This window comes from Endozoicomonas sp. ONNA2 (assembly GCF_024606365.1).
Taxonomy (GTDB): Bacteria; Pseudomonadota; Gammaproteobacteria; order Pseudomonadales; family Endozoicomonadaceae; genus Endozoicomonas.
Window position 1 is genome coordinate 1 of record NZ_JAHHPO010000906.1, and the last position, 1252, is coordinate 1252.

Sequence of the window (1252 nt, forward strand, 5' to 3'; positions counted from 1 at the left end):
AGCAGCTGGACCAACTCCTCAATCACCCCCGACTGCTGGAAAATGGCACATTGAACCTGCCCCTTCTCAGTGCCATTGCAGACATGATGGAACGCTGTGGGTTACCTCCGATTGGGCAGCTGGACCAACTCCTCAATCACCCCCGACTGCTGGAAAATGGTGCATTGAACCGGCCCGTTTTCAGAGCCATTGCCGATATGATGCACAGGCGTGAGTTACCCCTGATGGAGGAGCTGGACCAACTCCTTAATCACCCCCGCTTGCTGGAAAATGGTGCATTGAACCGGCCCGTTTTCTGCGCCATTGCCAACATGATGCTCGGGCGTGGGTTACCTCCAATGGGGGAGCTGGATCCAATCCTCAATCACCCCCGCCTGCTGGAAACTGGCGCATTGAACCAGCCCGTTTTCTGCGCCATTGCCAACATGATGCGCCAGCGTGGGTTACCTTCAATGGGGGAGCTGGATCCACTGCTAAATCACCCCCGTCTGCTGGAAAATGGCGCATTGAACCAGCCCGTTTTCTGCGCCATTGCCAGCATCATGGACTTCAGAGGGTTACCCCGAATAAGTCAGCTGGACCGCTTCCTCTTGTACCCCTGCCTGCAGGAAACCACCGGATGGAACCTGCCCGTCTTCTGGGCCGTTGCCAGTATGACGTATGGACGCGGGTATCCCCGAATACGTGATGTGGAGCGACTGGTCAATCACCCTCGCCTGCAGGAAAACGGTACATTGAACCTGCCCCTTCTCAGTGCCATTGCGAGCATGATGAACCGTCGTGGACTGCCCCAATTGAGGGAGCTGGAGGAACTCCTCAATCACCCTCGCCTGCAGGAAAATGGCGCATTGAACCTGCCCCTTCTCAGTGCCATTGCGGGCATGATGAAGGGTCATGGGCTGCCCCGATTGAGGGAGCTGGACGAACTCCTCAATCACCCTCGCCTGCAGGAAAATGGCGCATTGAACCTGCCTCTTTTAAGCAACATTGCAGCAACCAGATACCGGCTCGGAATTCCTCCATTACCGTATATGGACGCCATAATCCAGCAACACTTATAGCAGCCAGGAGGTAGCAGCCAGGAGGCTGTCCGGGAATAGACTGCCCTACTGCGGAGGCATGGATGCAGGAGCCAGAGTAACGCAGGAGCAATTGCCAGGCAGGAGGCTGTCCGGGAATAGCGCCCGACTGGGCGTTCCCGTAGCGAGGATGGCAGAAAATTTCCGACTTTTTAGACCAATTTGCTGCCACC

The 1252-nt window shown here is 56.3% G+C and carries 1 protein-coding gene; it reads left to right on the plus strand.

Annotated features, from left to right (window positions below; all coding sequences use genetic code 11):
* A partial coding sequence (locus tag KDK14_RS16125; protein WP_257266200.1) for a hypothetical protein occupies positions 1-1061 on the plus strand: 1061 nt, incomplete at its 5' end.
* Positions 1062-1252 lie beyond the last annotated feature (191 nt).